Origin of the sequence: Scopulibacillus cellulosilyticus (assembly GCF_042665295.1) — a bacterium.
Classification (GTDB): Bacteria; Bacillota; Bacilli; order Bacillales; family Sporolactobacillaceae; genus Scopulibacillus_A; species Scopulibacillus_A cellulosilyticus.
Window position 1 is genome coordinate 478,901 of the sequence record NZ_JBHTCO010000004.1, and the last position, 26,222, is coordinate 505,122.

22 protein-coding genes are annotated in these 26,222 nt (G+C 39.9%); 21 read left to right on the top strand and 1 reads right to left on the bottom strand.

The window, feature by feature from the left end; all coding sequences use genetic code 11:
• Nucleotides 1–38: 38 nt before the first annotated feature.
• Complete coding sequence (locus ACFQRG_RS05560; RefSeq protein WP_380964564.1) at nucleotides 39–518, bottom strand: N-acetyltransferase; 480 nt, start codon at nucleotides 516–518, stop codon at nucleotides 39–41.
• A 160-nt stretch (nucleotides 519–678) separates the two neighbouring features.
• Here ACFQRG_RS05560 and ACFQRG_RS05565 point away from each other — a divergent pair, with 160 nt between their 5' ends.
• The 21 genes from ACFQRG_RS05565 (at nucleotide 679) to ftsZ (ending at nucleotide 26,214) form a co-directional block, all read left to right on the top strand.
• Nucleotides 679–1,998 carry an acetyl-CoA carboxylase biotin carboxylase subunit gene (locus ACFQRG_RS05565; protein WP_380964566.1) on the top strand — a complete coding sequence of 440 codons (1,320 nt, stop codon included), beginning with the start codon at nucleotides 679–681 and terminating at the stop codon, nucleotides 1,996–1,998.
• Nucleotides 1,999–2,087: 89 nt separating this feature from the next.
• Nucleotides 2,088–2,300 (top strand): biotin/lipoyl-binding carrier protein, encoded by a 213-nt coding sequence (locus ACFQRG_RS05570; RefSeq protein WP_380964568.1) that lies wholly within the window; start codon nucleotides 2,088–2,090, stop codon nucleotides 2,298–2,300.
• A gap of 159 nt (nucleotides 2,301–2,459) precedes the next feature.
• Entirely contained in the window at nucleotides 2,460–3,998 is a 1,539-nt protein-coding gene (locus ACFQRG_RS05575) for an acyl-CoA carboxylase subunit beta (RefSeq protein WP_380964569.1), read from the top strand.
• A 113-nt stretch (nucleotides 3,999–4,111) separates the two neighbouring features.
• A complete protein-coding gene (locus ACFQRG_RS05580; protein WP_380964571.1) occupies nucleotides 4,112–5,044 on the top strand; it encodes a 2-dehydropantoate 2-reductase in 933 nt (310 codons plus the stop codon).
• Entirely contained in the window at nucleotides 5,037–5,423 is a 387-nt protein-coding gene (locus ACFQRG_RS05585; RefSeq protein WP_380964573.1) for a DUF3397 domain-containing protein, read from the top strand. Before ACFQRG_RS05580 ends, ACFQRG_RS05585 begins: the two co-directional genes overlap by 8 nt.
• 85 nt (nucleotides 5,424–5,508) lie before the next feature.
• Nucleotides 5,509–7,134 carry a bacillithiol biosynthesis cysteine-adding enzyme BshC gene (gene bshC, locus ACFQRG_RS05590; RefSeq protein ID WP_380964575.1) on the top strand — a complete coding sequence of 542 codons (1,626 nt, stop codon included), beginning with the start codon at nucleotides 5,509–5,511 and terminating at the stop codon, nucleotides 7,132–7,134.
• Nucleotides 7,135–7,252: 118 nt separating this feature from the next.
• Nucleotides 7,253–7,684, top strand: coding sequence for a division/cell wall cluster transcriptional repressor MraZ (gene mraZ / locus ACFQRG_RS05595; protein ID WP_380964576.1), 432 nt, complete (start codon nucleotides 7,253–7,255; stop codon nucleotides 7,682–7,684).
• Nucleotides 7,685–7,792: 108 nt separating this feature from the next.
• The gene (rsmH, locus tag ACFQRG_RS05600) at nucleotides 7,793–8,731 is read left to right on the top strand and encodes a 16S rRNA (cytosine(1402)-N(4))-methyltransferase RsmH (protein WP_380964578.1); all 939 of its coding nucleotides are present in this window, start codon (nucleotides 7,793–7,795) and stop codon (nucleotides 8,729–8,731) included.
• 16 nt (nucleotides 8,732–8,747) lie between these two features.
• The gene (gene ftsL, locus ACFQRG_RS05605) at nucleotides 8,748–9,113 is read left to right on the top strand and encodes a cell division protein FtsL (protein WP_380964580.1); all 366 of its coding nucleotides are present in this window, start codon (nucleotides 8,748–8,750) and stop codon (nucleotides 9,111–9,113) included.
• An 18-nt stretch (nucleotides 9,114–9,131) separates the two neighbouring features.
• Nucleotides 9,132–11,312: a penicillin-binding transpeptidase domain-containing protein gene (locus tag ACFQRG_RS05610; protein ID WP_380964582.1), complete on the top strand. Its 2,181-nt coding sequence runs from the start codon at nucleotides 9,132–9,134 to the stop codon at nucleotides 11,310–11,312.
• Between the two features lie 77 nt (nucleotides 11,313–11,389).
• Entirely contained in the window at nucleotides 11,390–13,324 is a 1,935-nt protein-coding gene (locus ACFQRG_RS05615; RefSeq protein WP_380964584.1) for a stage V sporulation protein D, read from the top strand.
• A gap of 442 nt (nucleotides 13,325–13,766) precedes the next feature.
• Nucleotides 13,767–15,236: a UDP-N-acetylmuramoyl-L-alanyl-D-glutamate--2,6-diaminopimelate ligase gene (locus ACFQRG_RS05620; protein WP_380964586.1), complete on the top strand. Its 1,470-nt coding sequence runs from the start codon at nucleotides 13,767–13,769 to the stop codon at nucleotides 15,234–15,236.
• Nucleotides 15,233–16,600: a UDP-N-acetylmuramoyl-tripeptide--D-alanyl-D-alanine ligase gene (locus tag ACFQRG_RS05625; protein WP_380964588.1), complete on the top strand. Its 1,368-nt coding sequence runs from the start codon at nucleotides 15,233–15,235 to the stop codon at nucleotides 16,598–16,600. The genes ACFQRG_RS05620 and ACFQRG_RS05625 overlap by 4 nt, the downstream gene beginning before the upstream one ends.
• A gap of 16 nt (nucleotides 16,601–16,616) precedes the next feature.
• Nucleotides 16,617–17,588 carry a phospho-N-acetylmuramoyl-pentapeptide-transferase gene (gene mraY, locus ACFQRG_RS05630; protein ID WP_380964590.1) on the top strand — a complete coding sequence of 324 codons (972 nt, stop codon included), beginning with the start codon at nucleotides 16,617–16,619 and terminating at the stop codon, nucleotides 17,586–17,588.
• A gap of 1 nt (nucleotide 17,589) precedes the next feature.
• Complete coding sequence (gene murD / locus ACFQRG_RS05635) at nucleotides 17,590–18,942, top strand: UDP-N-acetylmuramoyl-L-alanine--D-glutamate ligase (RefSeq protein WP_380964592.1); 1,353 nt, start codon at nucleotides 17,590–17,592, stop codon at nucleotides 18,940–18,942.
• Between the two features lie 36 nt (nucleotides 18,943–18,978).
• Complete coding sequence (gene spoVE, locus ACFQRG_RS05640; protein WP_380964594.1) at nucleotides 18,979–20,079, top strand: stage V sporulation protein E; 1,101 nt, start codon at nucleotides 18,979–18,981, stop codon at nucleotides 20,077–20,079.
• Nucleotides 20,080–20,411: 332 nt separating this feature from the next.
• Nucleotides 20,412–21,506, top strand: coding sequence for an undecaprenyldiphospho-muramoylpentapeptide beta-N-acetylglucosaminyltransferase (gene murG, locus ACFQRG_RS05645; protein ID WP_380964596.1), 1,095 nt, complete (start codon nucleotides 20,412–20,414; stop codon nucleotides 21,504–21,506).
• 22 nt (nucleotides 21,507–21,528) lie between these two features.
• Nucleotides 21,529–22,443, top strand: coding sequence for a UDP-N-acetylmuramate dehydrogenase (gene murB, locus ACFQRG_RS05650; protein WP_380964598.1), 915 nt, complete (start codon nucleotides 21,529–21,531; stop codon nucleotides 22,441–22,443).
• A gap of 119 nt (nucleotides 22,444–22,562) precedes the next feature.
• Entirely contained in the window at nucleotides 22,563–23,324 is a 762-nt protein-coding gene (locus tag ACFQRG_RS05655; protein WP_380964600.1) for a cell division protein FtsQ/DivIB, read from the top strand.
• Nucleotides 23,325–23,757: 433 nt separating this feature from the next.
• A complete protein-coding gene (gene ftsA / locus ACFQRG_RS05660; protein WP_380964602.1) occupies nucleotides 23,758–25,044 on the top strand; it encodes a cell division protein FtsA in 1,287 nt (428 codons plus the stop codon).
• Nucleotides 25,045–25,080: 36 nt separating this feature from the next.
• The gene (gene ftsZ / locus ACFQRG_RS05665; protein ID WP_380964604.1) at nucleotides 25,081–26,214 is read left to right on the top strand and encodes a cell division protein FtsZ; all 1,134 of its coding nucleotides are present in this window, start codon (nucleotides 25,081–25,083) and stop codon (nucleotides 26,212–26,214) included.
• Nucleotides 26,215–26,222: the final 8 nt, after the last annotated feature.

A 26,222-nucleotide genomic window follows, 5' to 3' on the forward strand; every position in this document is an offset into this window, starting at 1 on the left:
AGGGAACTTTTCTTTATATTATTTTATATTAGGAGACCTTAAAGTGTTTGTTCACTGACGCCTTTTGGAAACCATACAAACGGGTTTTCGCCCCTGTCTCTTTCGGTGTTATAAGTCACTGTTTCAAAGCCCATTTTACTCCAAAAATCATGTGAATTATTGCGTCCATTCGTTTTGATTGGCAAGTTAAATGATTTCGCAAAGTCAACCAACGCTCTGCCATAACCTTTGCCTTGGTATTCCGGCAGCACCTCCAGTTTCCAAAGTTCAAGGTAATCTTGAGGCGGTTCAAAATAACGGTCGAACTTTTGGCTGATCGTATATAAACTCATTCTAGCCACTAATTTTCCGCCGAAATGAATACCGTAAAATGGCGAATTACTATCATTTTCAATCATGTTTGCTTCAAGGTCTTCCAGCATTGAAAGCTCTTGGGCTCCAAAAGACTGGAATTTTTTAAATTCTTCAAGTGTTTTAAAATTAATTTTCAAACGTTCAATTGTATACTGTTTGTACATGGTGTTGCCCCCTTGATCAAATTGAAAAAAAGCTATTATACTTCTATTATAGTATAAAGTAACTAAAATTTCTGCTTATACGTAAAAGATTTTAAAAGGAAAATTACTTAAATTGTCGAATATGTACTGTTAGAGTCAGGGAGCAGAGAGGAGGAAATAAATGAAGAAAGTATTAATTGCAAACCGCGGGGAAATTGCTGATCGTATTATTCGTACGTGTCAGCGCTTAAATATTGAAACCGTTGTTGTGTATTCTGAAGCAGACGCAAATTTACCTTATATAAAAAAAGCGGATGAGGCTGTCTGCATTGGTGAACCCCCTGCGCAAAAATCCTATATGAACCAAGAGTCTATTTTAAAAGCGGCTAAACAAACCGGTGCTGATGCTGTTCATCCAGGGTATGGCTTTTTGTCAGAAAATGCTGAATTTGTTCATGCAGTTGATTCCCTTGGCTTAACTTTTATCGGTCCGGATGCTGATATTGTAGCTTTAATGGGAGATAAGATAAAGGCCAGAGAAACAATGAAACAGGCCGGTGTCCCAATTGTCCCGGGATCGGACGGTGCGGTTGGTTTAGAAGAGGCAAAGGTTGTTGCAGGCACCATAGGGTATCCGGTCATGCTTAAAGCAAGTGCCGGCGGCGGAGGTATTGGTATGCAGCTGTGCTGCAATGAGGAGCAGCTAGTTGGAGCATTTTCATCCAATCAGGCCCGGGCACGTGCGTATTTTGGCGATTCAGCAATGTTTGTTGAGAAGGCCATTGAAAACGGCCGGCATATTGAAGTGCAAATTTTTGGCGACAGCTTTGGAAATATTGTTCATTTATATGAAAGGGATTGTTCGACTCAAAGGCGTAATCAGAAAGTCATAGAAGAATCACCTTCACCATTTATTTCCGAAAAAACAAGAAAAGCTATTACTGATGCGGCGGTCACTGCTGCAAAATTTGTTAATTATAAAAACGCGGGAACAATTGAGTTTATAATGGATGAAGAAGAAAATTTTTATTTTTTAGAAATGAACACAAGATTGCAAGTTGAACATCCTGTTACTGAAATGCAAACAGGTATCGATTTAGTTGAATGGCAGCTGATTGTTGCAGATGGAAAAAGACTTCCATTAGAACAATCTGATATCGCTTACGCTGGACATAGTATGGAGTTCCGTTTATATGCGGAAGATCCGGAAACATTTCTGCCTTCACCGGGACGTTTAACCGCTTTTCGTTTTCCGGCTGTCGAAGGTGTGCGTATTGATACCGGATATGAAGAGGGTTCATCGGTCACACCATTTTATGATCCAATGATAGCGAAAATTATTGTAAGCGGTTACGATAGGCAAGAGGTTTTACAAAAGGCCTCACACCTGTTTGAAAAATGCGATATTAAAGGGATAAAAACAAATTATCCGTTGTTTGAAAGACTTGTTCAATCAGGCGACTTTTATAAAGGGCAATATACAACACAATTATTAAAATGACTATAATTCTTAAAAACAAATGTTAGGTAAACGCCTAATATTTCTTCTGCTGAATTCGTGAACTAAAAATTAAATAAGGAGATGTCTGAATGAAAAATATTGCATCAAATATGACAGGTACAGTGTTAAATATACTTGTTTCTAAAGGGCAACAAGTTAAATCAGGGGATCAGGTAGCCATGCTTGAATCAATGAAAATGGAAATTCCTATTGAAAGTACAGAAGATGGCATCGTTTCGGATATAAAAGTAAACGCAGGTGATTTTGTTAATGAAGGGGATTCGCTAATAACATTGGAATAAACTTGAAATTGGTATTTTTACATAGGTTGTCGCGGGATGGTGCTCCTTCGCCGGTGATTATTCAAAGAAGTAACGCCACTTCTCGTCGCAAAGCCGCAATGAGGATTATTCAGGCAGCTTGACTGCGGCTCATTCTTCTAAGAAAGAGGGGAGAAATAAATGACGACTAAACAACAGACGACATTACAAGAAAGTATTGATCAAATAGAGCGTGGCGGCGCGCCAAAGTATCATGAAAAATTAAAGCAGCAATCCAAGCTGTTTGTCCGTGATCGTCTGACCAAATTATTTGATGATGGCTGTTTCAAAGTTGAAGACGGCCGTTTCGCCAATTTTAATGCCGGTGATTTGCCGGCAGACGGTGTAGTCACTGCAATTGGAGAAGTAGGCGGCAGGACCGTCTGTGTGATGGCTAATGATTCAACTGTTAAGGCCGGCTCTTGGGGAGCAAGAACAGTTGAAAAGATTATTCGTATTCAAGAAACCGCACAGAAGTTAAAGGTTCCTTTGCTGTATTTGGTGGATTCTGCCGGAGCAAGAATTACAGATCAATTAGAAATGTTCCCCAATCGCCGCGGGGCAGGGCGCATTTTTTATAACCAGGTCAAATTGTCCGGAATGATTCCGCAAATTTGTTTGCTGTTTGGTCCGTCTGCTGCTGGAGGTGCCTATATTCCAGCTTTTTGCGACGTTGTCATCATGGTCGAAAATAATGCATCGATGTATTTAGGATCGCCGCGGATGGCGGAAAAAGTCATCGGCGAGAAAGTAACGCTTGAAGAAATGGGCGGCGCCAGAATGCACTGCACAACAAGCGGCTGCGGTGATATTCTTACAAGTACTGAAGAAGAAGCGATTGAAAAAGCGAAACAATATTTAAGCTTCTTTCCGGCAAACTTTGAGAAAAAGCCGCCTGAATCAAAAGCCGTTTCACCAAAAGAAGGCAGGCCGATATCCGAGATTGTTCCGGAACATCAAAATGCCCCGTTTGATATGTATGAATTGATTGAAAGACTTGTAGACAGCAATTCCTTTTTTGAAATAAAAAAGTTGTTTGCAAGGGAGCTTGTTACCGGAATTGCAAGATTAAACGGCAAAGCTGTCGGTATCATTGCTAATCAGCCAAAAGTTAAAGGCGGGGTACTATTTGTAGACTCAGCAGATAAAGGAGCGAAATTCATTCAGCTTTGTGACGCTTTCGGGATACCGCTGTTATTCTTATCGGATGTTCCCGGTTTTATGATCGGAACAAAAGTAGAGCGTGCCGGTATTATCCGTCACGGTGCTAAGCTGATCGCGGCAGTCAGTGAAGCCACTGTTCCAAAAATATCAGTGATCGTCCGTAAGGCTTATGGCGCAGGGCTCTATGCAATGGCTGGCCCGGCTTTTGAACCGGATTGCTGCATTGCCTTACCAACGGCACAAATTGCTGTTATGGGGCCTGAAGCAGCGGTTAATGCTGTTTATTCAAACAAAATTCAAGCTATTGATGATCCTAAAGAGCGTATTCAATTTATACAAGAGAAACAAAAGGAATATAAAGAAACAATTGATATCTACAAGCTCGCTTCTGAGCTTATCATTGATGATATAGTAGATGGTGATGAACTTCGGCAAGTTCTCATTGACCGCTACAAAATGTACGATTCGAAAGAGATGACGTTCAGTCAAAGAAAGCATCCGGTTTATCCGGTATAAAAATTGCCGACAAAAACGGCCGTTAAAATAACGGTCGTTTTTGCTGTTTCATCATACTTCATGCATATGAAAGTATGATAAGATTTTAATAGCTTAAACAGGGGGGATATTATATGCAGGTGTCTGTTATAGGCGGCGGATCCATTGGCTTGTTGTTTGCGGGATATATTGCCCGTGAATTTCCAACGACTTTATATGTTAGAAGAAAAGAACAATATCATGCTATTAAAGAAGGCGGCATCCATATTCTGAACCATAGCGAAGATTTTAAAAGCTATCCCCAAGTGAAATACTCGGATGAACCTTGGATTGGTGATTTGATTATTCTTGCTGTTAAACAGCCTGAAATATTAAGCTTAACGGAGACGCTTAATAACAAGGTTAACGTGAACCAAGGTCTCATGTTTATACAAAATGGCATGGGACATATCGATATTTTAGAAAATTTGCAGCATCGTCATATCTTTTTAGGCGTCGTTGAGCACGGGGCCAAAAAGACGTCTGATAATCAGGTTGTTCAAAATGGTCTTGGGAATACGCAAGTCGCCGCTTTTAGAGGTGATATGAAGTTTATAAATGATTTACTGTTGCTTTCACAATTTCCTTTCAAAATTCAATCTGATTGGAAGAGCATGTTGATAGAGAAACTCATTGTTAATGCTGTTATTAATCCATTAACTGCGTTATATCGTGTGAAGAATGGACAACTTATAGAAAATACTTTTTATTATCAAGTCATGAAGCAAGTATTTCAAGAAACTGCGGATGTTTTATGTTTGAGTAATCCGAAAAATAATTATTTGCCAAATAATATAGCGCACTACTGGGATAAAGTGATGAACATTTGTAAAAATACATCTGATAACCGGTCATCGATGCTTCAGGATATCGAAGCAGGAAGGATAACCGAAATTGAAGCTATATCCGGATATATAATAAAAGAAGCTGATCGCATTGGAAAAGGTTGTCCTCTTACACAATTTCTTTATAACAGTATTTTAGCTGTCCAATTTGATTATCTTAGGAAGGAAGGCGCTAATGACTAACACCATTCCATTTATCATTGCTTTGTTTTCAACTATACCAGTCTTAACCTGGTTTGTTCTTTTAATATTTTTTTCGCTTATTATTAAGAAAAAACCAAAGGCATTTAAGCTTTCTGTAGATATTGCAACATTTTTTGTTATTATTTCCGCTGCATCAAGAATGACATATCTTTGGCATCGGCCGTTTACGGGTATTATTTCATTAATAATTTTATTAGTTGCCTTTATTTATACAGTTTTATATTGGAAAACAAATCATGAGTGGCAATCAAAACGCTTATTTAAAGGTATTTGGCGGATGAATTTTTTATTATTTATGATAGGTGATTTTATTTTGTTTTGTTATGGAGTTATAAATGAAAGTTTGCATCATATTTAATTTTGAGCACACTTTTTTGTTAAAAGTATAAAATTTGCTATACTCAAACTGGCAATTCGTGCAGTTCAGAGAGGAAGAGTAAAAAATGGATACTGAAATCATTGAAATTCCGCTTTCATCAAAGCTTGTTAATGATTATATAAAAGGGCAAGAACGCATTGTGTCATTTTTTGACTATGAGGATCATGGGTTAGCCAATTCCCAAAAACGTATGAATGAGATAGCAGAGCGTAAATATCAACGTGAACAATTGATGTCTGTTTTGACGGCCTTTAATCAAAAATACACGGAGAACGAAAAGGTATTTGAAAATATTAACAAATTGAAAACCGCTAAGTCTGCAGCCGTTATCGGCGGTCAGCAGGCGGGATTGTTAACAGGTCCGGCATTTACGATACATAAATGTTTATCCGTCATAAAACTTGCCCAAGAACAAGAAAAACAACTTGGTGTTCCGATTGTTCCTATTTTTTGGATAGCAGGAGAGGATCATGATTTTGATGAAATTAATCATGTCTATATCAGAAAAAATGAAGCATTAAAGAAATATCCTTATAAACAAATATTGAGCAATAATAAAACATCGGTTTCTAAATTAGACATTGATCACAAAGAGCTTTCCGATTGGGTTGAAACCATATTCCAATCGTACGGTGAAACAGAGTATACAAGAGACATTGTCGCAAAGATTAGACAAATGATGGATCGATCAGAGACGGTGGTTGACTTCTTTGCTTTTCTTATCCATCGTTTGTTTGATAAGTATGGCTTAATTTTGATCGACTCTGCCGATCCAAGCGTCCGTAAACTTGAATCTGATTATTTTAAACAAATGATTCAAGGGCATGAATCGATTAACGAAAATGTTATGTCTCAGCTTAATTTGCTAAAGGATCGGGGATATGAAGTTGCATTAGATCAGAACGATGGCAGCGTCAATTTGTTTTATGAAGATCAAGGGCAAAGGGAACTTCTTGAATATAAAGATGGAAAATTCATTGGAAAAACCGGTTCGGTATCTCTTGATTATGATGAATTATTGTCGATTGCTGAGAATCACCCGGAATTATTAAGCAATAATGTTGTAACACGTCCGATTATGCAGGATTTGCTTTTACCGACTTTGGCCTTTATTGCCGGACCTGGAGAAATCGCCTACTGGTCCGCTTTAAAAACCGCGTTCCGATGTTTTAACATTCGAATGCCTCTTATTGTTCCAAGGCTCAATCTGACATTAGTTGACCGGCGAATTGAAAAATGGCTTGATAACAAGAATTTAGATATTGAAGGTGTCCTTAACAACAAACTTGCGGCATATAAAAATCGTTGGTTAAGTATGCAGCATGAATGGGACGTAGAGGGGGCGGTTGGAAAGTTCCGTGAATTGATTGAGGAAGCTTATCAGCCTGTCGAACAATTGGCGGTTGAAATCAGCCCCGGCCTAAAGAAAATAAGCCATAAAAATTTGCAGTTGATGGAACAGCAAGTTAATTATATCGAGAAAAAAATGAAAGGCACCATTGAACAACGGTATAAGACAGAGTTAAATAAATTTGATGTTATTAATGATTGTCTAATGCCAATGGGCGAACCTCAAGAACGGGTATGGAGTATTTTCTATTTTATAAATTTGTTTGGTTTTGACCTTATTGAAAAATTAATGACCCAAGCCTATCAATTCAACGGTTCTCAGCATGTGGTAAAAATATGATTTAAAAAAAATCCTGTCCTATGGCAGGATTTTTTTTTGTTTAAACGAATAATAAAATGAAAGTGGTACAAAGTGGGGCGATGTGGTAGAGTAAGGGGTAGAAAGTGGGGCAGCTACCATGTTCATGGGTGAATACCAGCACAACATTGATGATAAAGGCAGATTAATCATTCCTTCTAAATTCCGCGAAGAACTTGGCTCAAGCTTTGTTTTGACCAGGGGATTAGATCAATGTGTTTTTGGTTACCCTTTAGACGAATGGAAGCAGATTGAACAAAAATTAAAAGCCCTCCCATTTACAAAAAAAGATGCAAGAGCTTTTACCCGCTTCTTCTTCTCTGGTGCAAGCGAATGCCAACTGGATAAACAGGGAAGAGTTACCATTACCCAACCATTAAGAGATTATGCTAAATTGGAAAAGGACTGTGCGATTATCGGCGTCTCCAATCGGATTGAAATTTGGAGCAAATCGAATTGGGACAGCTATTACGAAGAATCAGAGGCATCTTTTGGTGAAATATCCGAGAGCTTATTAGACTTTGATCTTTAAGAAGGTGTTCAAAAAGTTCGGTAAACCTTTTATCTGAGCCTTTTTGGCCCTGGTTTTAGAACAGGATTAAATTGTGTTTGAACAACCTTTTAAGGAAAGGACAACGTCATGTTTGATCATGTAACAGTATTAAAGCAAGAAGCTACCATTGGCTTGAATATCAAGCCGGACGGTGTTTATGTAGATTGCACTTTAGGAGGTGGCGGACATAGTGAAGAAATTTTAAAGAAACTGACATCCGGTCATTTGTATTCATTTGATCAGGACAACTATGCTATAGAGGCTGCCAAAAAACGGCTAAGTATCTACAAGGATAAAGTCACTTTTATTAAGTCGAATTTCCGATATTTAAAAACTGAATTAAATAAATGTCATGTGTCTTCGGTAGATGGTGTTTTATATGATTTAGGTGTATCATCACCTCAATTTGATGAAGCGGAACGGGGATTTAGTTATCAACATAACGGGCCGCTTGATATGAGGATGAACACCAGCCAAACATTGACTGCTTATGACATTGTTAATCACTGGCCATATCAAGATATAGTTCATATCTTTTTCAAATATGGGGAAGAAAAGTTTTCTAAACAAATTGCAAGGAAGATTGAAAGTGTGCGTCAGAAGCAACCAATACATACTACCGGGGAGCTTGTTGAAATCATTAAAGACGCTATTCCCGCCCCGGCGAGAAGGAAAGGAGGGCATCCAGCAAAAAGGGTCTTTCAAGCGTTGAGAATTACAGTTAATGATGAGTTATCAGCCTTTGAAGAATCGCTTCATCAAGCTGTCAGCTTAGTGGGATTAGGCGGACGCTTATCGGTTATTACATTCCATTCTTTAGAAGACCGGATTTGCAAAAATATTTTTAAAAGCTACAGCGAAACTCCGGATTTGCCTCCGGGCTTGCCGGTTATTCCGGAAGAAAAGCAACCAATATTAAAATTAGTAAAACGAAAACCGGTTCTGCCGAGTGACGAAGAAGTCAGCGGGAATCGAAGAGCGCGTTCAGCCAAACTTCGTATCGCTGAAAAAATAAAAATATCTTAGAATGGGGGAATAAGGATTGAATCAAGCTGCGAGAAATTTAAATCAAACTGACCATGTCGTACAGCGCGAGCGAAACGATCAACAATCTGTACAAAGGGTTTCCGACAAAAGAAAAATTACAAAAGGGGAAAAATGTCTTTGGACAATGGCGGCATTTCTTATTTTCGCTCTTGCCATCACAATTGTTTCAAATCAAGCGAAATTATATACCACAACGCGTGCTGCGAGTGATTTACAAGGTAAAATTGACCAGCAGTCGAAAATTAACAATCAGCTTAAAGAACAAGTCAGCCAGCTAAGTTCACCTGAAAGAATTATGGCCTATGCAAAAGATAAACTTGGTCTTAAATTAAACATAAAAAACGTGAAAGTACTTCCATAACATTGTGAGTGGTTAAATATGCAACGGAAAAATAAATCAATAAACAAATGGGCAGCAATTGTCGCTTCAGCCTTCTTGCTGCTCTTTTGTATTGTTATAGGACGTTTTACTTACTTAGCGGTAGGTAAGGAAAGTGCCGGACATAAACTGGTTAATCTTGGAGAAAAACAATGGAAACATGTCAAGGTTGTTGATGCCCACAGGGGGAACATTTATGGAAGAAACGGGCAGCCTCTGGCCGAAGATATTCCTGCTTATACACTTTACGCTGTATTAAGCCATAATGCCCCTTCATATGTAAAGGATAAAGACAAAACCGCAAGTGAACTCGCACCAATTTTGGATATGAGCAAGGACGATATTTTAAAAATATTAAACAAAAAAAGTGCCTTTCAAGTTCAATTTGGCTCTTCAGGAACAAAACTTTCATATAATAAAAAGAAACAAATTGAAAAGCTTCATTTACCTGGGCTTGGTTTTATTACGGACTCCAAAAGGTATTATCCAAACGGAGAATTTGCATCCCAAGTCATCGGGACGACCCGGGAAAATCCCGACACCGGTAAACAGCAAGGGGTGCTTGGGATTGAAAAGTCCCTAAATAAGTACTTAACTGAGCAGGATGGCGTAATCAGTTATTACGGTGCACGCGATGGTGTCATTATGCCCGATGCTAAACAACATATGAAGAAACCGCATGATGGCGACAATGTTTATTTAACGATAGATAATAGAATTCAATCGATCATGGACAATACCATGAATAAAGTGGAAAAAGAATATAAACCAAAAAGAATGATTGCGATTGCTGCTGATCCAAAAACAGGAAAAATCTTGGCGATGTCTGACCGCCCAAGCTTTAATCCTAATAGCAACAGCATTAAAAACTATACAAACTTTGCTATTTCACCGCCTTATGAACCCGGCTCTGTCATGAAAATTTTCACTCTCGCAGCAGCAATAAATGAAGGTGTTTATAACGGCAATGCAACATATGAATCAGGGTCATATAAAGTTGGCGGTGTAACAATACACGACTGGAATCAATCAGGCTGGGGAAGAATTACCTTTAACGAAGGCTTGGAACGCTCATCAAATGTCGCTTTTTCAATTTTAGCTGATAAAGTACTTGGTACTGATAGACTTCATGACTATCTCAAGCGGTTTGGATTTGACAAAAAGACTGGGATTGATTTGCCAAATGAAGGTAACAGCCTTATGGACTGGAGCCAAAAAGCCAACCAAGTTGAGACATCATTTGGTCAATCATCTGCCTTTACAGCTATACAAATTGTCCAAGCTGCAACCGCTATTGCAAATGACGGTAAAATGATGAAGCCTTATGTCATTGATAAAGTTGAAGATCCAAACAAACATAAGACGGTGATTGACCACAAACCTGAGATTGTTGGACGGCCAATTACTAAAGATACGGCTGAAAAGGAAAGGAAATTACTAAGAACTGTTGTCACAGGCAAGTATGGTACGGGACATCCTTATAACATAAAAGGCTATGATGTTATAGGGAAAACAGGGACTGCGCAAATTGCCGAGAATGGTAAGTATCTAGTCGGCAAGGATAACTATATTTTCTCATTCTTAGGTATGGCGCCCGAGAAAGATCCAAAGCTGCTTGTCTATGTGGCGGTTGATCGTCCGCATCTCAAACCGACAGAAAACGGTGACGAACCAATTGCCGATATTTTTAACCCTGTAATGAGTAATGGATTGCAGTACCGTGATATTGAACCGGGTAAGGATACTGCAAGCCAATCAGAAAAAGCAACAGCAAATGATCAATCAGTTAAATTAGATGACGTTGTCGGCGAGCCGATAGACGGGGCAGCAAGTAAGTTAAAGGCAAAAGGCTTGGATGTTGTTACAATTGGCAAGGGTAATGTGACAAAGCAAACACCTTTCTCAGGAACTAAGCTAATGAAAGGCAGCAAGGTGATATTAGTCGGAGAAGGCCAGCTTAAAATGCCTGATTTATCGGGATGGTCGATGGCAGATGCATTAAAATTAGCAGATGTTTTATTAATGAAGCCGAATATGCTTGGCAACGGTTATGTTACTGAGCAAAAACCTGCCGCTGGATCAACGGTCAAAGAAGGGGATAATTTGATTTTAAAATTTGAACAAATGCCGCAAGGTGACACATCGGATAAACATAAATCAAAGAAGTCTTCGGAAAATTAAAGGTCTTTTAGGGCTTGTTCTATCCCTCCTATTCTATGCATATAGTTAAACAAGCATTGGAATAGGAGGGGACCGATGTGCGTGTATCGAATGTCACTGTACGAAAACGGTTAGTGTTTGTCCTCATCATCGGTATCTTTGTTTTTGGCTTATTTATCGTTCGATTAGCTTATGTACAATTTTTTAAGAATGGGGAGCTTTCCAAGAAAGCATTAGATTCCTGGAGCCGGCAAATACCCTATGAGGCAGAGCGCGGTGATATTGTCGATCGTAATGGAAAGATTTTAGCCACCAATGTCAGCCGGCCATCAGTTCTGGTTGTACCTAAGCAAATTCGTAATCCTATGAAAACGGCCAAGGCGCTTTCATCGGTTTTAAGTATGTCGGAAAAACAAGCTTATCAAGATATTACTAAAAGAGAATCGATCGTCCGAATTACGCCGGAAGGAAGAAAAATAAGTAATGAAAAGGCTGCCGAGGTCAAAAATTTGCGCCTTCCCGGCGTGTTTATAGCCGAAGATTTCAAGAGACATTACCCTAAAGGGAAATATTTGTCTCATGTTCTCGGGTTCGCAGGAATTGATAATCAGGGATTAATTGGATTAGAAGCCTACTATGATAACACTTTAAAGGGTGAAAAAGGTCATGTCGCCTTTTACTCTGATGCCCAAGGCAACCGCATGTCCAGCTTAAAGGATAAATATATTCCCCCGAAAGATGGGGACAATCTTATGCTGACGATTGATTCCAGAGTTCAGTCTATTATCGAAAGGGAACTGGATAATGCTGAGCAAAAATACCATCCAGAAGGCGAAATAGCTATTGCTATGAATCCAAATACCGGTGAGATTTTGGGGATGGCATCAAAACCTGATTTTAACCCGGAAAATTATAAAAATGTATCGCCGGACATATACAATCATAATTTACCGATATGGAAAACCTATGAACCTGGATCAACTTTTAAGGTTATTACCTTGGCTGCGGCTCTTCAAGAGAATCTTGTTAATCTCAAAAAAGATCATTTTAATGATCCCGGCTACATATCAGTTGCCGGTACAAAGCTGCATTGTTGGAAACGGGGCGGTCACGGCAGTGAAACATTTATGGAAGTGGTACAGAATTCATGCAACCCTGGATTCGTAGAGCTTGGGGAACGTCTCGGAAAAAAACGGTTATTTTCATATATAGATAAATTTGGATTTGGCCAAAAAACAGGTATTGACTTACAAGGTGAGGCAAAAGGAATATTATTTAAACCAAATAAAATTGGTCCTCTTGAGCTGGCAACAACAGCTTTTGGACAAGGCGTTTCTGTTACGCCTATCCAGCAGGTAGCTGCTGTTTCCGCAGCGATTAACGGCGGTTACCTTTACCAGCCGTATATAGCAAAGGCATGGACAGATCCTGATACAGGAAAGGTGATTACCCAAAATACCCCGCAGCTCAAACGGCGGGTCATTTCAGAAGCGACATCGAAAGAAGTCCGGTACGCTCTTGAAAGTGTTGTCGCAAAAGGAACCGGCCGTCCTGCTTATGTGGAGGGGTATAGAATCGGAGGAAAAACAGGGACCGCCCAAAAAGTAAAAAATGGCCGCTATATGAAAAATAATTACATTTTATCATTTATGGGCTTTGCCCCCGCTAATGATCCGCAGATTGTTGTCTATGTTGCTGTCGATCATCCGAAAGATACGATTCAATTCGGCGGAACCGTTGCGGCTCCCATTGCAGGAAAAATTATTAGCAACAGCTTAGAAGCAATGGGAGTCAAAAAACAAACCGGCGGCATGGAAAAGAAACTGAACTGGAACGATCAGCCGTCGATTAAGGTTCCTAACCTGGTTGGCCTTAATAAAAAGGATATCCAAAGTTATCTGACTGATATAAAAGTTGATGCCGCTGGAAAAGGTGATAAGATCGTCATGCAATCACCGAAACCGGGAGTAAAAGTTAAAGCAGGATCGACAATTAGAATATATCTAGGTGACAAAAAGCAAAAAGATGATTAAAATAGTCAATGGATATTGTTTGATATAGCCAAGTGCTTAAGCCTTGGCTTCTTTTTCTGAAAGATGAAGTTCAAAAAGTCCGGGAAACATGACTGTCGAATTTCTTCGTTACGTCGCCGCTCCGGTTCTCACGTATCGGGCAATTCAAAGATGAACTATGCTCCTGCGCCGTTGAATACTCAGAGAAGTATAGCTATTTCTCGTCGCAACTCGCAGTAGTTCGTGAAGCTTTGCTCGTCGCTCCGATCCTCGCGGCTTCCGTGCCTCGAACTTCCGACGCACAGGACGTGCTAGTACTGGCGTTGTCACATGGACGTGACGATTTTAGCCAGTGTCTGCCCTGTTTGTCCTCCTTTTTGAACACGAAATGAAAGATGAAGTTCAAAAAAACATAAAAACATTTTTGAACACGAACTGAATTAGAAATATAGGATGTGAGTTTATGAAATTATCGCAGTGCTTGGAGCCATTAATTGATTATACATTGTCGGGGGAAAGTGATCCTGACATTGAGAAGCTTGAAATTGATTCAAGAAAAGTTCAATCCGGCACGTTGTTTTTCTGTATCAGCGGTACACAATTAGACGGGCATCAATTTGCTGAAGGTGCAGAGAAATCAGGAGCTGCCGCAATTGTTGCCGAGAAACCAATTAAAGTAAACGTGCCCGTCATTTATGTTTCCGATACCCGCCGGGCGTTGGCCGTTATTTCTGATTATTTTTATGGTCAGCCAAGCCGTAAGCTTCATATGATTGGCGTTACAGGTACAAATGGTAAGACAACTGTTACACATCTTGTAAAAGCCATTCAGGATCATGCCGGGTTATCAACCGGTCTCATTGGTACAATGGGAATTAAATATAATGATAAAGACATTCCTGTTGTTAATACAACACCAGAGTCTTTTCTATTACAAAAAGAATTCCGTACGATGCTTGATGATGGTGTTCAGTCAGCTGTTATGGAAGTGTCCTCCCATGCTCTCCACCAAGGAAGAGTTCGCGGCATTGATTTCGACATCGCGGTATTTACAAATTTAACGCAAGATCATTTGGATTACCACGAAACAATGAAGGATTATCTTTATGCAAAAAGCCTTCTTTTTTCACAGTTAGGTAATACATATGATAGAAATCGTTTAAAGGCGGCTGTATTAAATCAGGACGATCCGGCCACTGAAACGTTAAAACATATGACAGCTGCCCCTGTTATTACTTACGGCATCGATAGTCATGCTGATTTAAAAGCGGAAAATATCCGGATTACGAACACAGGTACAGCCTTTGAGTTAGTTATAAAAAATAACCGTTGGCCTGTTCATATGAATTTGATAGGCAAGTTTAATATATATAATGTTTTAGCCGCTTTATCGGCAGGTTACTTGAAAAAAATACCTGTTGAAACGATGATTGAGGCAGTAAATAGAGTTGAAGGTGTGTCAGGAAGGTTTGAGGCTGTCCGCGGCGGGCAAAATTTTACTGTGATTGTTGATTATTCTCATACTGCGGACAGTTTGGAAAATGCCCTATTAACGATTAAGGAATTTGCTCAAGGCCGAATCATTACAATAGCCGGCTGCGGCGGTGACCGAGATAAGACAAAAAGACCGGTAATGGCCCAAACGGCTGTTAAATATAGTGATTTAGCAATTTTTACGTCAGATAATCCGAGAACCGAAGATCCGGAACAGATTTTTGCTGATATGGAAGCAGGTGTTACAGGCGAATCCTATAAAAAAATCGTTGACCGGAAAGAAGCGATTTATTATGCCGTGCGGGAAGCACGGGATCATGATATTATATTAATCGCCGGCAAGGGGCATGAGACATATCAAATCCTTGGTACGGACAAAATCGATTTTGATGATCGAAAAGTAGCTTTGGAAGCGATAAAGGAGCGTTACGAAGCATGAGTGTTAATATTAGCGTCATAAAAAAAGCCGCGGTCAGTTTTACTGGGAAGGCAGATCATTTAAAAGACCTTCATGTTTTTACCGATAGCCGAAAGAACACGGAACAGGGACTGTTTGTACCTATAGCAGGGGAACGTTTTGACGGCCATCAATTTTTAACGAAGGCGATTGAAGCGGGTGCTGTTGCAACATTATGGATGAAGGGCAAGCTGTTACCTGAAGGCGTACCCGCGGACTTCCCGATTTTCTATGTTGAAGATACGTTAGATGCTATGCAAACAATGGCGAAACTTGTTCTAAAAGAAAGAAAGCCAAAGGTTATCGCCGTCACGGGGAGTAATGGAAAAACGACAACAAAAGACATTATCGAAAGTGTTGTCAGCACCAAATATAAAACACATAAGACAATTGGCAACTTTAATAATCATATCGGCATGCCGTTAACAATTTTGGCAAGCCCAGCTGATTGTGAAGCTATCATTTTAGAAATGGGCATGAACCATTTTGGCGAAATTTCTTTACTCAGCCGGATTGCCGAGCCTGATATTGCCGTTATCACAAATATTGGTGAGTCGCATATTGAATTCCTGGGCAGCCGGGAGGGGATCGCTAAAGCGAAAATGGAAATCGTCGACGGAATGAAGCCCGGCGGTATGTTGATTATTGACGGAGACGAACCGCTTCTTCGTTCATTTCATTTCGATGAAATACAAAAGGCAACTTGCGGTTATGGTGATGATAATGGTCTGAAAATAGGTGATGTTAAAGCCCATATTAAGGGGTATACTTTCACAATAAATGGTGAAGACATGATTTATCATATTCCGCTGTTAGGAAGGCATAATGTTAAAAATGCCGCTTATGCCCTGGCGGTTGCAAAATGTATGAATATTGATGAGCAAACGGCACAAAAAGGGTTTGATCAGCTGCAAGTCACAGGCATGCGGCTTGAAACTGTTAAAGGGCGCAAAGATACAATGCTGATTAATGATTCCTATAATGCCAGTCCGACATCGATGGCAGCGGCGATTGAGACGATAAAAGCGTTGCCGGATTATAAGCGCAGGGTAGTTGTTTTGGGTGATATGTATGAGCTTGGCCCTGATGAGGAAAATCTCCATCGGCAAGTGGCTCAAGTTGTCACAGATCCAATCACCGATTTAATTACAATAGGCCCTAAGGCTAAATGGATTGCTGATGAAGCAGGCAAAAATCATTCACAATTATTTTCAATTCATACTTTTGATGAAAAAATACAAGCAGTTCCATTAATAGAATCTTTGTTAGGTAAAGAAACAGTCATATTAATAAAAGCATCTCGAGCCGCTCAGCTGGAGTCGCTTGTAGAACAATTGGAAGCATAGAAGGAGGCGGGTCACAATGACATTTGTTATATTATTCAGCATGGCTTTAGCATTTTTGATTTCGTTAGTATTTGCGCCTTTGTTTATTCCTATGCTTCGAATATTAAAGTTTGGACAATATATTCGTGAGGAAGGGCCCAAAAGCCATCAGAAAAAAGCGGGAACACCTACAATGGGCGGCATTATTATCGTGCTTGCCATTATTATTTCTACAGTCATTGTCGCTATTAAATATCATTTAATGACGACAGATACTTATTTGCTTTTATTTGTTACATTAGGTTATGCTTTGATTGGATTTCTGGACGACTTTATTAAGGTTGTTATGAAGAGAAATTTAGGGCTGAATTCAAAGCAAAAATTAATTGGGCAATTAATTGTAGCCGTCGTTTTTTTCATTGTATTAATTCAAACGCATTTTTCGACCAGCATTAATATTCCTGGTACACATATCAGCTTTAACTTGCATTGGGCATACATAGTGCTCGTAATTATTATGCTGTTGGGTACATCTAACGGCACGAACCTTACTGATGGTATGGACGGCTTGTTAACAGGGACGGGTGCTATTGCATTTGGCGCATATGCGATTATTGCCTATAACCATGTTGATATTGATGTTGCTCTGTTTTCAGCAGCTGTCGCAGGCGCATTATTAGGCTTTTTAATCTTTAATGCCCACCCAGCAAAGGTATTTATGGGTGATACCGGCTCCTTGGCTCTCGGCGGTGCATTGGCGGGAGTCGCCATTCTGACAAAAGCTGAACTTTTACTGATTATTATCGGCGGCATATTTGTTATTGAAACATTATCTGTTATGCTGCAAGTGTTTTTCTTTAAAACAACCGGCAAACGTATTTTTAAAATGAGTCCTCTGCATCACCATTATGAATTGTCCGGATGGTCCGAGTGGCGGATTGTCACAACGTTTTGGTTGGTTGGTTTAATATTTGCTGTCATTGCAATTCTGTTAAAGGTGTGGCTGTAGTATGAAAAATATTGATAAATATAGAAATCAACAAGTACTTGTTCTTGGTATGGCTAAAAGCGGCTATACGGCTGCAAAGCTTTTGCACCGCTTAGGAGCCAAAGTCACGATTAATGATCGTTCTTCGCTTAAGGATGATGCACATGCTAAAGAGTTAACTGCTTTGGGTATTCATGTTGTTGACGGCGGGCACCCTGAACATCTCGTTTCAGAAAATGTATTTACAGTTGTTAAAAATCCCGGAATCCCATATAGCAATCCATTAATAGAGAAAGCACTCAGACTCAATATTCCTGTTATAACCGAGGTCGAATTAGCCTATCAAATTTCAGAGGCCGAATTTATCGGGATTACAGGTTCAAACGGGAAAACAACGACAACAATGCTCCTTGGGGAAATGATGAAGGGAAGCCGCTATGAGCCGATTGTTGCCGGCAACATTGGAACGGTTTTATCGGAAGTTGCTCAAAATGCGACACCGGAGCAAGTGATTATAGCGGAACTATCGAGTTTTCAGCTTTTAGGAATAGATGAATTTCATCCTCGCGTTTCCGTTTTTCTTAACTTGTTTGAAGCGCATTTGGACTATCATGGAACGATAGAAGAGTATGGACGGGCTAAAGCAAGGCTGGCTAAAAACCAAACCGAGAATGATGTGGTTGTATATAATGCGGATGATAAACGAATTTCAGCTTTAATAAAAGATGTTAAAGCTCAAAAAGTACCATTCTCATTTTCAGGGGTTATTAAAGATGGCGCCTATTTTGATCAAGGTTATTTATGCTACAATGATGAAAAAATTCTTTCCAAGGAAGAGATGGCAATGCCGGGGCTTCACAACATTGAGAATGCTTTAGCCGCGATTGCAGCAGCAAAAGTATATAAAGTAAGCAATGAGTATCTACGCCAGGTCTTAACGACTTTCTCAGGTGTACGCCACCGGCTTGAGTTTGTTAAAGAATTAAATGGGCGCCGTTTCTTTAATGATTCTAAGGCAACTAATATTTTGGCGACAAAGAAAGCACTGGGCGCTTTTAAGGAACCTGTTATTCTATTAGCGGGCGGCCTTGACCGGGGGAACGGCTTTGATGATTTGATACCTGCCTTAACAAACGTCAAGGCTGTCGTTACTTTTGGTGAAACAAAAAACAAAATAAGCGAAGCTGCTTCAGCTGCCGGGGTTAAAAACGTTAAAATCGTCGATAATGTTGAAGAAGCTGTTCCTAGTGCATATGACCTTTCATCTTCCGGTGATATTATATTGCTTTCCCCGGCTTGCGCAAGTTGGGATCAATTTGCTACTTTTGAACAAAGAGGGGACATGTTTATAAAACGGGTGCATATGCTTAAGTAGGGATTGTTATTCAACTTGATCGAGGTGTGTTTTGATATGCCAAAATCCAAAGCAGCACCAGATTTTCTGCTTATAGCTGTCACCTTAGTTTTATTATCTATCGGCTTGATAATGGTTTACAGCGCCAGCGCAGTATGGGCCTCGTATAAATTTGATGATGCCTTTTACTTCGCTAAACGGCAATTATTGTTTGCCGTCATAGGGGTTATCGCCATGTTTTTCGTCATGAATATTCATTATTGGACGTGGCGTTCGTGGGCAAAAGTTGCATTGCTCATTTGCTTCCTGCTGTTAATCGCCGTCTTGATTCCAGGAGTGGGTTTGGTCAGGGGCGGTGCCAGCAGTTGGCTCGGAATTGGCGCTTTTTCCATTCAACCCTCGGAATTTACGAAAATGGCATTAATCGCTTTTTTATCTAAGTATCTTTCCGAAAGGCAAAAATATGTGACAAGCCTTACAAAAGGATTATTGCCATCATTATCTTTAGTCTTTTTAGCTTTTGGACTTATCATGCTTCAACCCGATTTAGGGACAGGTACCGTATTGGTCGGCACATGCGTGATGATGATCTTTACCGCCGGGGCACGCATCAAGCACTTTGTGTACATGGGGCTTATTGGTGTGGCCGGATTTGCAGGATTGGTTATCTCTGCACCCTATCGGATTAAGCGGATTACTTCTTTTTTAGATCCATGGTCGGATCCGCTTGGAAGCGGATTTCAAATCATTCAGTCGCTTTATGCTATCGGTCCCGGCGGTTTACTGGGATTTGGACTGGGTCAGAGCCGTCAAAAGTTCCAGTATCTTCCTGAACCGCAAACGGATTTTATTTTTGCTATTATTTCTGAGGAATTAGGTTTCATTGGAGCAACATTTGTTTTATTATTATTTTGTCTGTTATTATGGCGGGGAATCCGAATTGCTATGGGCGCTCCAGATTTATATGGGAGTTTGCTGGCAATTGGGATAATCGGCATGATTGCCATACAGGTGATGATAAATATCGCTGTGGTAACCGGTATTATGCCGGTAACAGGGATTACTCTTCCGTTTTTAAGCTATGGAGGGTCATCACTTACGCTAATGCTCGTTTCAATTGGCGTTTTACTTAATATTAGCCGATATGCCCGTTTTTAAGGAAAGAAGTATATATTAAGGGCCCTGTTTTAATCTGCTGAACAGGGTCTATTGTATGTATAATAGGATGTTCAAAAAGTCCGGGAAAAATAGCTGTCGAATTTCCGCGTCAGCTTGCTCCTCCGCTCCTCACGTATCGAGCAAATTCTAAGATGCATCTGTGCTCCTGCGCCGCAGTTTATTCACAGATGTAATACCAACTTCTCGTCGCAACTCGCAGTCCTTTCGAGAAGATATGCTCGTCGCTCCGGTGCTCGGAGGCTGCACTTCCTTGAACTTCTCGGCTCTTTTTGTCCTCCTTTTTGAACACATTATACGAGGAGTGTTTTTTGATGAGAGTGATGTTGAGCGGCGGCGGGACCGGCGGACATATATATCCTGCAATCGCAGTAATTAATGAAATAAAGCGTCATGTTCCTGATTCTGAATTTCTGTATGTAGGGGCAAAAAATGGTCTGGAACAGGATATTGTAAAAAGAGAAAATATCCCTTTTGAATCGTTACATATCACAGGATTTAAAAGAAAATTATCATTTGAAAATGTAAAGACTATCAATCGATTTTTACGCGGCGTGTCAAAAAGCAAAAAATTTATTAAACGTTTTAAACCGGATGTTATTATAGGTACCGGCGGATATGTATGCGGACCTGTCGTTTATGCCGGAGCGAAGCTTGGTATACCGACAATTATCCATGAGCAAAACAGCATACCAGGTTTGACGAATAAATTTTTAAGCCGATATGTGGATCGTGTTGCAGTTTCATTCGAAGCGGCTGAAGCATTTTTTCCAAAGCAGAAAGTTGTTTTGACAGGTAATCCAAGAGCATCTGAAGTGTTAAATGGTGATGCCTCTAAAGGAAAAAAAGAGTCAGGACTCTCTCTAGATAAAAAAACAGTTATAATTTTCGGGGGAAGCCGCGGTGCCCGGCCAATAAACGATGCGGTTATCGGGATGTTAAAAGATCTTGCGAATATCGACTATCAAGTGTTGTATATTACTGGAGACGTCCATTATAATACTGTTATGGAAAAAATTAAGCAAGCAGGCAATCCACAAAATGTTATAATTAAACCGTTTATTCATAATATGCCGGACCTGCTTGCCGGAGCTGATTTAGTTGTTTCAAGGGCAGGGGCAACAACCATTGCTGAATTAACAGCCTTGGGAATACCAAGCATTTTAATCCCAAGTCCTTACGTAACAAATAATCACCAAGAAAAAAATGCAGAAGCTTTAGCCAAGAACGGTGCATCAATTATTATTAAAGAAAATGATTTAAATGGTCATAAGCTGTTAAAAGAAATCGATTCTATTTTAGGGGACGAAAAGACTTGGAAAAAGATGCACGAGGCGTCAGTGAGCCAAGGCATTCCTGATGCTGCGGCCAGAGTACGGACGCTCATGGCTAATCTAATCAATAGGTAAAACCAGTGAAGGAGAGGTCACGGTGAAAGATTTATACCAACAGTTAGAAAATGAACAAATCGGTAAAATTCGTCTCAACGAACCGTTGTCTAAGCATACAACGATGAAAATTGGCGGTCCCGCAGATATTTTTGTTGAACCGAACAGCATAGAAAGTTTGGAAAAAACGGTACGCCTGATTCGTGAAGCAAATGTACCGTTCCGAGTGATAGGCAGAGGATCAAACTTATTGGTTAATGATGAGGGGATAAGAGGCGTTGTTATAAAACTTGGCAAAGGGATTAATCATTTGGAAATTGAAGATGAGATATTACGGGTTGGCGCCGGTTATCCGATGGTGCCGCTTGCGACAATTATGAGTAAAAAAGGATATGCAGGCTTTGAATTTGCGGGAGGCATTCCGGGTTCAGTCGGCGGTGCTGTATATATGAATGCAGGCGCCCACGGCTCAGACATTTCGCAAATTATTATAGAAGCCAGAGTTTTATACCCGGACGGAACCTTAAAATGGGTTTCTAAGGAAGAATTAAATTACAGTTATCGTACATCCGCCTTACAATTCGATAACGGTATTTGTGTGGAAGCAAAGTTTCAACTGACTAAAGGGGATTCAGAAAAAATATATGCCGATATGCAGTCATTTAAAGATTACCGTCATAGTACACAACCGTATGACATGCCTTGTGCCGGCAGTATTTTTAGAAATCCCTTGCCGCAGCATTCCGGCAAATTAATTGAAGACGCAGGGCTGAAAGGTTATAAAATTGGCGGTGCGCAAATTTCTGAGTTACACGCCAATTTTATCGTAAATGCAGGCGGTGCAACGGCTGAAAATGTTAGAGATCTTATAGCATTTATTAAAAATACAATAAGTGACAAAAATGCCATCGACCTACACACTGAGATTGAAATTATTCTTCCGCAAGAGAGTAATTAAACAATCCATTTATGATATAATGAAACAAAACGACATTTTTGTATGTCGTTTTGTTTCATTATATGAAGTTTCTATTATTTCTACGAGAATTAGAATAATGATTGAGGAGCTTTTGTACAATGACCGATAAAAAAGTCATACCTATAGAAGATCGCATACCTAAGCTTAAAGAGCAACGAAAACAAAAGTCTAATCGCAGATTTATTTTTTACATAATTATCTTTTTTATTTTAATTCTTGTTGTCATTTATCTGCAGTCACCATTAAGTACGGTTCATAATATTGAAGTAGAGGGCCAGCACTTTATAGATAATAAAAAGATTATTAAGGCAAGCGGATTAACAACAAAGGATCACTACTGGGATATTAATACTGGCGATGTTGAGAAAAAGATTAAAAAACTTCCAACAGTCTCCTCTGCGCATGTTACAAAAGTTTTTCCTAACAAAGTGACGATCAGTGTAAATGAATATCATCGGATTGCTTATTTAAAGAAAGATGATAAATACATACCTATTTTGGAAAACGGTGCATTGCTGACTAAAAAGAATGATAGTCATCTGCCGATAAACGCTCCTATTTTAATTGATTGGAAGAATAATAGTAAGCTGAAAAAAATGGCTGAGCAATTATCAAAAACGCCGTCAAGCATTATTAGTGAAATATCTGAAATATACCCTGATTCATCTGATTCTGATTCAGACTCAATTATTGTTTATATGAACGATGGATTTAAAGTATTGGCAGATATTAGCAGCTTTTCTGAAAAAATGACTGAATATCCAAACTTAGTAAAGAAATTACCTAAAAATGCACAAGGTGTGATCCATTTACAAGTTGGGTCTTACTTCGAGCCCTATAAAAAAGACAAAGGAAAATAAAATTTCAAACATGAACAGGCTTATTTTTGACAAAAGAGGTTCTAACGTAAGAAATTGTAATCATTTAATTGGAATATGAATGTTACCATCGTTTTATGAATGTTAAATAAATGTAATAAATGCATTTGCAGCGTCAGAAAATACTTTGTTTGGCGAAAATCTTTTGAGTAAAGCATAATGTTGTACTTTAACTTTTCTATACGTCTATATTAGTGTAGACTTATATTTATCTACTGCATGCTGTATCAGGAAGTTTAATATTTTCATTTACAGTTGTTTCTATCATTGGATAAAGAAACCAAAGGAAGTTATTGATTTTATTGCTTGCAAAAAAAGGTGATATGTCTCAATATGTTGAATACATTCTTATGTCACAAATCTATTCATCGCAAGTGTTTTAATAGATACAATCAGGTAAAGGAGGTGCCAAAGAATGAACAGCAAAGACATTTATGTAAGTTTAGACATCGGTACATCCAATGTTAAGGTGATAATCGGAGAAATGACCGGTGGAAATTTGAATGTCATTGGAATAGGAAAGTCAACATCCAAGGGGATTAAAAAAGGCTCCATTGTGGATATTGATGAAACTGTTCGTTCGATACAAAAGGCGGTAGAACAAGCTGAAAGAATGGTAGGTTTACAAATAAAGAGTGTGATTGTCGGTGTCACCGGCAACCATATACAACTTCAATCTTGTCACGGTATTGTCGCTGTATCCAGTGAAAACCGGGAAATAGGGGATGAGGATATAGCCAGGGTTATGGATGCGGCACAGGTCATGCCGATTCCGCCCGAAAGAGAAGTCATTGATGTTATACCGCACCAATTTATTGTTGACGGGTTAGAAGAAATCAACGATCCCAGGGGGATGGTTGGCGTCAGGCTGGAAATGGAAGGCACAATTATAACAGGCTCTAAAACGATTCTACATAATTTATTACGGTGTGTTGAAAAGGCAGGTTTGGAAATAGCCGATATTTGCTTGCAGCCTCTTGCCTTAGGATCGGTTGCCCTTTCAAAAGATGAAATGAACCTTGGTGTAACGTTGGTTGATATTGGCGGCGGATCAACGAATGTGGCGGTGTTTGACCAAGGGACCCTAATGGCAACTTTTGTGTTGCCGATAGGGGGCAATCATGTCACGAAGGATATATCAATTGGACTAAGAACACCAACAGAGGAATCCGAAGAAATAAAGGTGAAATATGGACATGCCTTCATAGATACAGCTTCACCTGATGAAACATTTACCGCATCAAAAATAGGCAGTTCCTCAAGCGAAGAATACAGTCAACAGGATCTGGCCTATATTATTGAACCCCGGATTGCGGAAATTTTCGAGCTTGTTCGATCTGAAATAAAGAAACTTGGCTTTTATGAAATGCCGGGCGGTTATGTTTTAACGGGCGGTGTGACAGCCATGCTTGGCCTGTTAGACCTTGCTCAACATGAATTGGACAGCAACGTCAGGGTAGCGATACCGGATTATATTGGGGTTCGCGAACCGCAGTATACAACTGGCATCGGTTTAATTCAATTTGCTTATCATAATGTCAAAGTTCAAGGCAAAGAAGTCGCGGCAGCAATCTCTTATGAAAACTATCATGAAGCACCGCCTAAACAAAGAAAAAAACAGAAAAAAGAAAGCCAGAATGAAAGAGAACGGGCAGGAATGACCAAAAAGGTTAAAGACTGGTTCGGATTGTTTTTCGATTAAACTGGCTGCGGAATTATGAAATGGGAGGAACAAATCATGTTTGAATATGATATGGATATGGATCAATTTGCACGGATTAAAGTTATCGGTGTCGGCGGTGGCGGCAGCAACGCAGTTAACCGTATGATAGAGAGCGGCATTGAGGGGGTTGAATTCATTTGTGTCAATACTGATGCCCAAGCTTTAAAGATGTCAAAGGCAGAAACAACTCTTCAATTAGGCGAAAAACTGACAAGAGGGCTTGGTGCGGGAGCTAATCCTGAGATTGGCAAAAAAGCTGCAGAAGAAAGCAGGGAACAAATAGAGGAAGCTCTAAAAGGAGCGGATATGGTTTTCGTTACCGCCGGCATGGGCGGCGGTACGGGTACAGGTGCTGCACCGGTTGTAGCGGAAATTTCCAAAGACATAGGCGCATTAACTGTCGGTGTCGTGACACGTCCATTTACTTTTGAAGGGAGAAAACGTGCGACTCAAGCGACTAACGGTATCTCCACTTTAAAAGAAAAGGTAGATACATTGATCGTTATACCGAATGACCGCTTATTAGAAATAGTCGATAAAAATACACCAATGCTGGAAGCGTTTAGAGAAGCGGATAATGTCCTTCGTCAAGGTGTTCAAGGCATATCGGATTTAATCGCCGTTCCGGGTCTTATCAACCTTGACTTTGCGGATGTTAAAACGATTATGACTGAAGGCGGTTCATCGCTTATGGGTATCGGCATCGCCACAGGAGAAAACCGCGCAGGCGAAGCTGCTAAAAAAGCTATAAACAGTCCGCTGTTAGAAAAGTCTATAGATGGTGCGAAAGGCGTACTTATGAATATTACAGGCGGTACAAGTCTCAGCCTGTATGAGGTTAATGAAGCGGCAGATATTGTGGCAACAGCTGCTGATCAAGAAGTCAATATGATTTTTGGCTCCGGGATTAATGAAGATTTGAAAGACGAAATTGTTGTAACTGTAATCGCAACAGGATTTGAGGATAGAGGGAACCAGCAGCGTACCCGTCAACCGCGGCCGGCTGCCCAACCGCAAAGTAAACCGGCTCCGCAATGGGAAGAGCAGGAAAACAGCAGCCCTCGGGTATCACAACAGCCGTCATCGTCTGATGTTGAAGATACATTAGATATTCCGGCGTTTTTAAGAAATCGTAATCGCCGTCGTTAAAGAAAACG

Coding starts and splice junctions, on each gene's coding strand:
- ACFQRG_RS05585 (WP_380964573.1), top strand. CDS start 5,037: ATGACTAACACCATTCCATTTATCATTGCTTTGTTTTCAACTATACCA.
- ACFQRG_RS05625 (WP_380964588.1), top strand. CDS start 15,233: ATGAGTGTTAATATTAGCGTCATAAAAAAAGCCGCGGTCAGTTTTACT.
- spoVE (WP_380964594.1), top strand. CDS start 18,979: ATGCCAAAATCCAAAGCAGCACCAGATTTTCTGCTTATAGCTGTCACC.
- ACFQRG_RS05560 (WP_380964564.1), bottom strand. CDS start 518: ATGTACAAACAGTATACAATTGAACGTTTGAAAATTAATTTTAAAACA.
- bshC (WP_380964575.1), top strand. CDS start 5,509: ATGGATACTGAAATCATTGAAATTCCGCTTTCATCAAAGCTTGTTAAT.
- murG (WP_380964596.1), top strand. CDS start 20,412: ATGAGAGTGATGTTGAGCGGCGGCGGGACCGGCGGACATATATATCCT.
- murD (WP_380964592.1), top strand. CDS start 17,590: ATGAAAAATATTGATAAATATAGAAATCAACAAGTACTTGTTCTTGGT.
- ftsA (WP_380964602.1), top strand. CDS start 23,758: ATGAACAGCAAAGACATTTATGTAAGTTTAGACATCGGTACATCCAAT.
- ACFQRG_RS05575 (WP_380964569.1), top strand. CDS start 2,460: ATGACGACTAAACAACAGACGACATTACAAGAAAGTATTGATCAAATA.
- ftsZ (WP_380964604.1), top strand. CDS start 25,081: ATGTTTGAATATGATATGGATATGGATCAATTTGCACGGATTAAAGTT.
- mraZ (WP_380964576.1), top strand. CDS start 7,253: ATGTTCATGGGTGAATACCAGCACAACATTGATGATAAAGGCAGATTA.
- ACFQRG_RS05580 (WP_380964571.1), top strand. CDS start 4,112: ATGCAGGTGTCTGTTATAGGCGGCGGATCCATTGGCTTGTTGTTTGCG.
- ACFQRG_RS05570 (WP_380964568.1), top strand. CDS start 2,088: ATGAAAAATATTGCATCAAATATGACAGGTACAGTGTTAAATATACTT.
- rsmH (WP_380964578.1), top strand. CDS start 7,793: ATGTTTGATCATGTAACAGTATTAAAGCAAGAAGCTACCATTGGCTTG.
- ACFQRG_RS05610 (WP_380964582.1), top strand. CDS start 9,132: ATGCAACGGAAAAATAAATCAATAAACAAATGGGCAGCAATTGTCGCT.
- ACFQRG_RS05655 (WP_380964600.1), top strand. CDS start 22,563: ATGACCGATAAAAAAGTCATACCTATAGAAGATCGCATACCTAAGCTT.
- ACFQRG_RS05620 (WP_380964586.1), top strand. CDS start 13,767: ATGAAATTATCGCAGTGCTTGGAGCCATTAATTGATTATACATTGTCG.
- mraY (WP_380964590.1), top strand. CDS start 16,617: ATGACATTTGTTATATTATTCAGCATGGCTTTAGCATTTTTGATTTCG.
- ACFQRG_RS05565 (WP_380964566.1), top strand. CDS start 679: ATGAAGAAAGTATTAATTGCAAACCGCGGGGAAATTGCTGATCGTATT.